Annotated in this window: 6 protein-coding genes; 1 reads left to right on the forward strand and 5 read right to left on the reverse strand. The window is 70.6% G+C overall.

Going from position 1 to position 5789, the window contains the following annotated elements:
• The 4 genes from B4M60_RS06085 to glnT all read right to left on the reverse strand — a co-directional run.
• The coding region (locus B4M60_RS06085; RefSeq protein ID WP_291081264.1) for a glutamate synthase-related protein at positions 1-488 on the reverse strand (488 nt) is incomplete at its 3' end.
• A gap of 42 nt (positions 489-530) precedes the next feature.
• Positions 531-1307 carry a protein glxC gene (locus B4M60_RS06090; protein ID WP_291081266.1) on the reverse strand — a complete coding sequence of 259 codons (777 nt, stop codon included), beginning with the start codon at positions 1305-1307 and terminating at the stop codon, positions 531-533.
• A 38-nt stretch (positions 1308-1345) separates the two neighbouring features.
• A complete protein-coding gene (locus B4M60_RS06095) occupies positions 1346-2242 on the reverse strand; it encodes a glutamine amidotransferase (RefSeq protein ID WP_291081267.1) in 897 nt (298 codons plus the stop codon).
• Positions 2243-2276: 34 nt separating this feature from the next.
• Positions 2277-3695 carry a type III glutamate--ammonia ligase gene (gene glnT, locus B4M60_RS06100; RefSeq protein WP_291081269.1) on the reverse strand — a complete coding sequence of 473 codons (1419 nt, stop codon included), beginning with the start codon at positions 3693-3695 and terminating at the stop codon, positions 2277-2279.
• A 301-nt stretch (positions 3696-3996) separates the two neighbouring features.
• On the opposite strand from glnT, the gene B4M60_RS06105 reads away from it, so the two are divergent.
• The gene (locus B4M60_RS06105) at positions 3997-5304 is read left to right on the forward strand and encodes an ammonium transporter (protein WP_291081271.1); all 1308 of its coding nucleotides are present in this window, start codon (positions 3997-3999) and stop codon (positions 5302-5304) included.
• 136 nt (positions 5305-5440) lie between these two features.
• Here B4M60_RS06105 and B4M60_RS06110 read toward each other — a convergent pair.
• On the reverse strand, positions 5441-5789 hold a 349-nt coding region (locus B4M60_RS06110; protein WP_291081273.1), incomplete at its 5' end, for an NAD(P)(+) transhydrogenase (Re/Si-specific) subunit beta.

Consider the following 5789-nt stretch of genomic DNA (forward strand, 5'->3'; position numbering starts at 1 on the left):
CCGTATCGCGAGGGCAGGTACTGGTAGACCAGTGTGGAGCTCTGCCCGCGCTCCTCGGCCGTCATCCCGCCGTCACCGGTCGTGGTGGAGGTTCCGGCCGCGCTGGCGCCGCGCCCCAGCGCCTCCTTGGCCTGCGCGGACAGGGCCCCGAAGCTCATCCCGGCGATGGTGACGGGGATGTCCAGGTGCAGGGGCTTCGAGGCGAACCGGGTGCCCAGGGTGATGTCGGTGTCACAGCGCTCGCGGTAGCCCTCCAGCGGGTACCGGGACATCGACGACCCCAGGAAGAGGAGGTCGTCGAAGTGCGGGAGCTCGCGCTTGGCACCCCAGCCCCGGATGTCGTAGATCCCCGTCGCCGCGGCGCGCTGAATCTCGTGGATGACCTGGCGGGGGAACGTGGCCGACTCGCGCAGCACGGGGTCGTTTCCGGCGGGCCGTGCCTGGGTGGGGGTGGACTGGTCGAAGCGGGTGGGTCCGTCGAACGGCATGTCGGGCTCCTGTCGGGGAGGGCGGGGAGGTGGGATGTGCGATCAGTACGCGGAGGCGTTGTCCACGTCGAAGTTGTAGAGCGTCCGCGCCGAGCCGTACCGACGGAACTCGTCGGTCGAGACCCCGGTGACGCCCGCCCGGTCGAGAACCTCCTCGAGCTCCGCGTGATGCTCGGCCCGCATGCTCTTCTCCACGCAGTCCGCGCCGAGGGAGGCGACCTCTCCCCGGACGTAGATGTGCACCTCGTAGAGGGAGTCGCCGAGCGCGTCGCCGGCGTCGCCCAGCACGACGAGCCGTCCGGCCTGGCCCATGAAGCAGCTCATGTGACCGATGGACCCCTCGACCACGATGTCGACGCCCTTCATCGAGATGCCGCACCGGGCACCCGCGTCCCCGCGGATCACCAGCAGGCCGCCGTGGGCCGTCGCGCCGGCCGACTGCGACGCGGAGCCGTTGACCCGGACCGTGCCGGACATCATGTTCTCGGCGACCCCGACCCCCACGTTCCCGTCGACCGTGATGTCGGCACCGTCGTTCATCCCGGCGGTGTAGTACCCGGTGGGCCCGTCGATCACGACCTCGTCCGCCGTGTCGAGACCCACGGCGAGCGCGTGCGCACCCCGGGGTCGGGTGAGCACGAACCGGCCGGTGCCGTCGGACGCCTGGAGGACCCGGTTGGTCTCCCGGAGTCCCGCGGCCTGGACGTCGATGGTGCGCACCGGCGTGGTGGGCACGGCGGCGGCGGGGGCGGACGTCACGGCCGGCTCGGGCGGTCCGAGGGTCGTGAGCCGGACGGTCTGCTCTGGGGTGACGGTCATCGTGCTTCCTTCGTGGTGGGGGCGGGGGCGCGGGGGGTTCAGCGGTGCCAGTGGTAGATCCGGCCCGGCTCGGGTTCGTAGAGGTGGGCGTCGGCGATGCCCGGAAGGTGAGCCAAGGCGCGGTACTCGGACGCCATGGCCACGTAGCGGTCGGTCTCGGCGATCACCGCGGGTTTGCAGGCGATCGGGTCGCGGACCACCGCGAACTCCTCGGCCGTGGACACCAGCAGCGTGTAGAAGCCGTCGAGGACCCGGGACATCTCCTCCAGCGCCTGGTCGATCCCGGCGCCCAGCGCGACCTGTTCGGCCACGAAGCGGGCCGCGACCTCGGTGTCGTTGAGCGTGTCGCAGTGGACGTCCCGACGGGCGAGCTCCCTGCGCACCGAGGCGTGGTTGGAGAAGGAGCCGTTGTGCACGATGCACTGGTCGGGGCCCACGGAGAAGGGGTGCGACCCGGCCGGGGTGACGGCGGACTCGGTGGCCATGCGCGTGTGGCCGACGCCCTGCCACCCGGAGGCTCCCGGCAACCCGAATCCGGTCGCCAGGTCCAGGGGCAGGCCGACGCCCTTGAGAACGGCGAGCTCGCTGCCCATCCCCACCAGCACGACCTCCGGCGCGGCGGTCCGCAGTGCGGACGCCAGCGTGTCCGCGTCGGTCTCGGCGGACAACAGCACGGTGGCACCGATCTCACGACCCCGCACCGCCGTTCCCAGCCGGGAACCGACGCGGGTGGCCAGGTCGGCCGCGTCCACGTCGTCTGCCAGCACGGTGACGGTCGCCGAGCCCGCCGGCGTCCAGTCGGGGTTCCCGTAGACGGCCACACCGGCGGAGTCCGAACCCCGGTCGGTCATCTCGCCGAGCATGGTGGTGAGCAGGTCGCCGAGCCGGGGCTCGAGGTCCGGGTCGCGAAGGTGGAGTCCGACGATGCCGCACATGATTTCTCCTGGGTGGGTGGGTGGGGAAGGGGGGTCACAACGCGGTGAGGTACTCGTCGATCTCCCACTGGGTGACGGTGTTGTGCCAGGAGATGAACTCCTCGCGTTTGAGATCGGCGTAGTACTCGGCCACGCCGCCGCCGCCGATGTCCAGCGCGGCGCGGACCACCTCGTCGCGCCCCATCTCCTCCACCGCGTGCAGGAGGGTCGGCGGGAGCGTGTGGGTGGCCCCGGTGACCGTCGCCGGCATCCCGGGATCGAGTCCCCGCCGAACCCCGTCCAGGCCCGCGGCGAGTTGCACGGCCACGGCGAGGTAGGGGTTGGCCGATCCGTCGCCGCCGCGGAGCTCGACCCGGTTGCCGTCGGGAACCCGCAGGTAGTGCGTCCGGTCGTTGCCGCCGTAGGTCGCGTCGGTGGGCGACCAGGTGGCCCCCGACGCGGTGGTGCGGGCACCGATGCGCTTGTAGGAGTTGATCGTGGGGCACAGGACCGCGTGCATCCCGGCGGCGTGGGCGAGTATCCCGGCGATGAAGCCGTACGCGGTGGGGGACAACCCCAGTCCGTGCGGATCGTCGCCGTCCGCGGGGAAGACCGGGAGGCCGTCCCGCCACAGCGACATGTGCAGGTGCATCCCGGACCCGGTGCGGTCGGAGAACGGCTTGGGCATGAAGGTGGCGATCATGTCCCGCTGCTCGGCGAGCATCGAGATGATGTAGCGGAGCGTCATCACGCGGTCGGCGGTGACCATCGCCTCGTCGTAGGCGAAGTTCTGCTCGAACTGCCCGTTGCCGTCCTCGTGGTCGTTGGCGTAGTTGGACCACCCGAGCGCGTTCATCGCATCGGACACCCCGGCCAGGTGCTCGTACATCCGCGTGACCCCGCGGGCGTCGTAACAGGGGTGGCTCTCGTCGTCCTTGGGGTCGGCCGTGCGCAGCGACCCGTCCGCGTTCTTGCGGACCAGGAAATACTCGACCTCCGCGCCCACCTTGAGGTCGAGCCCGTCGGACGCGGCGTCGGCCAGCATCCGCCCGAGGATCACGCGTGGCGCGAAGCGCCACGGTTCGCCGCCCACCCAGGGGTCGCAGTGGACGAGGGCCAGCCCGGGCTTGATGAAGTCCAGGGTGGTGAAGGAGCGGGGGTCGGGGACGACGAGGAGGTCCGGGTCCATGGGCCGTTGGCCGATCGCATCGGCGGCGTATCCGGCGAACCCGAGCTCGCCGGCCTCCAGCTGATCCACCGCGGACGCCGGGACCAGCTTCGCGCACGGCTTGCCCCGGAGGTTGGTGAAGACGGCCAGCACGAATCTCGTCCCGGTGTCGGCGACGAGCCGGGCCAGGGGGCCCGGCGCGATCTCGGGCCGGGGTCCGGGGGCCGCGGGCCGGAACGCCGTCGACACCGACGAGCCGTTCCGGCGTCCGTGGACCTCGGCGGAGGGGTCTGCGGTGACTGTCATCGGATTCTCCTGGGGTGGGCATCTCACGTGCCGTTTCTGGTTGGTAGTCACAACCTACTGACACGAAACCGGTGGTGGGTTTCCGCGACGTTACGACTTCTCCGGCCCGAGACTGCCTATCCAACAGACGTTCTCACTGAAAAATTGGCCGACCGGCCGACCGGGTCCGCACCGGGCCCGACAAGGTAACCCGATGGAAACGCGCGCGACACCCGGAGGAAAGCTCGTCGGGATCACACTGTGAAACGCAAGTTCCTCTTAGATCGCCGCTACGGAGTGGCCTCACAGAAATGAGAGACAGATGGACGTAGCCATTGCGGCGGCCGACACCGCCTGGGTGCTCGCCGCCATGGTCGCGGTGGCCTTCATGGTCCCCGGCCTGGCCCTGTTCTACGGCGGTATGGTCAGCATCCGCAGCACGCTCAACATGATGATGATGACGATCGGCGCGGTCGCCGTCATGGCCGTGCTGTGGGTGCTGGTCGGGTACTCGCTCACCTTCGGCAACTCACTCGGTGGTGCCGGGCTCCTCGGTAACCCGCTCGAGTATCTGGGACTGGCCGGCATCATGGCCGAGCCCGAGACCCCGGGCCTTCCCCCCGCCCTGTTCGCCGGGTTCCTGCTGCTCTTCGCGGGGATCACCGTGGCGCTCGTGGCCGGTGGCGCGGCGGACCGGATGAAGTTCTCCACCTGGTTGGTCTTCTCGGTCGCGTGGCCGCTGCTGGTGTTCTTCCCGGTGGCCCACTGGGTGTTCGCCTTCGACTCCGAGGACGGGTCCGTGATCGGCGGCTGGATCGCCAACAACCTGGGTGCGATCGACCTCGCCGGTGGTACCGCCATCCACATCAACGCGGGCGTCGCGACGCTCGCCCTGGTCCTCGTGCTCGGCCGGCGCGCAGCGTTCCCCGCGGTGAGCAGGCCGCACAGCGTGCCGTTGACGTTCCTCGGCGCCGGCATGCTCTTCGCCGGCTGGATCGGGTTCAACGCCGGTTCCGCGCTCGTCGCGGGCAACACGGCCGCGGTGGCCGCGCTCAACACCGTCGTCGCGGGCCTCTGCGGCGCCCTGGCCTGGATGATCACCGAGCAGGTCCGCGCCAAGCACCCCACCACCCTCGGTGTGGCCTCCGGCCTGGTGGCCGGCCTCGTGGGCATCACCCCGGCCGCGTCCTCGGTCAGCCCCCTCGGCGCCATCGCGATCGGCCTGATCTGCGGCGTGGCCTGTCACTACGCCGTGGCGCTGAAGTACCGCCTCGGCTACGACGACTCGCTCGACGTTGTGGGCCTGCACATGGTCGCGGGCATCATCGGGACCCTGCTCATCGGAGTGATCGCCGATCCCGCCTCCCCCGTCGGTGAGGCCGGGTTGTTGTTCGGCGGCGGGTTCGGGCAGCTCGGCGCCCAGACGCTGGCCACCCTCGCGGTGGTCGCCTACTCCTTCGTCGTGACACTGCTCATCGCGCTCGTCCTGGACAAGACGATGGGCCTGCGTGTCACCGAGGAGGACGAGCTCGAGGGACTCGACAAGGCCTACCATCGCGAGATGGCCTACTTCCAGGACGGCCTCGGTACCGACGGCTCGGCGGTCGACACCGCGAGCGCGAGCACGTAGCCCCAGGCTCCCGGCGCCCCCCGGGTTGCGCTGCGGGTTCGGTCCGAACCCGCAGCGCGGCCCGGGGTTTTGCGTGCTCAGCGCCAGCGCAAACCCGGGGGGCCAGGGCCCGGGGCGGGGGGCGGGGCAGTCCGGTCTAGCGGGCCGCTCCCACGGGCTGGTCCTTGAGCGCGGCCAGGATGTCGTCGACCCGGTCCTTGGCGTCGCCGAACAGCATCTGGGTGTTGTCGCGGAAGAACAGCGGGTTCTGCACCCCGGCGTAGCCCGCGGCCATGGAGCGCTTGAACACGATCACGTCGGTGGCCTCCCACACGTGGAGCACGGGCATCCCGGCGATCGGGCTGCTCGGGTCCTCGGCGGCGTCCGGGTTGACGGTGTCGTTGGCGCCGATCACCAGGACGACGTCGGTGCCGGCGAAGTCGTCGTTGATCTCGTCGAGCTCCAGGACGATGTCGTACGGGACCTTGGCCTCGGCCAGCAGCACG

It is taken from the genome of Dietzia sp. UBA5065, assembly GCA_002415925.1.
In the GTDB taxonomy this organism is placed as follows: Bacteria; Actinomycetota; Actinomycetes; order Mycobacteriales; family Mycobacteriaceae; genus Dietzia.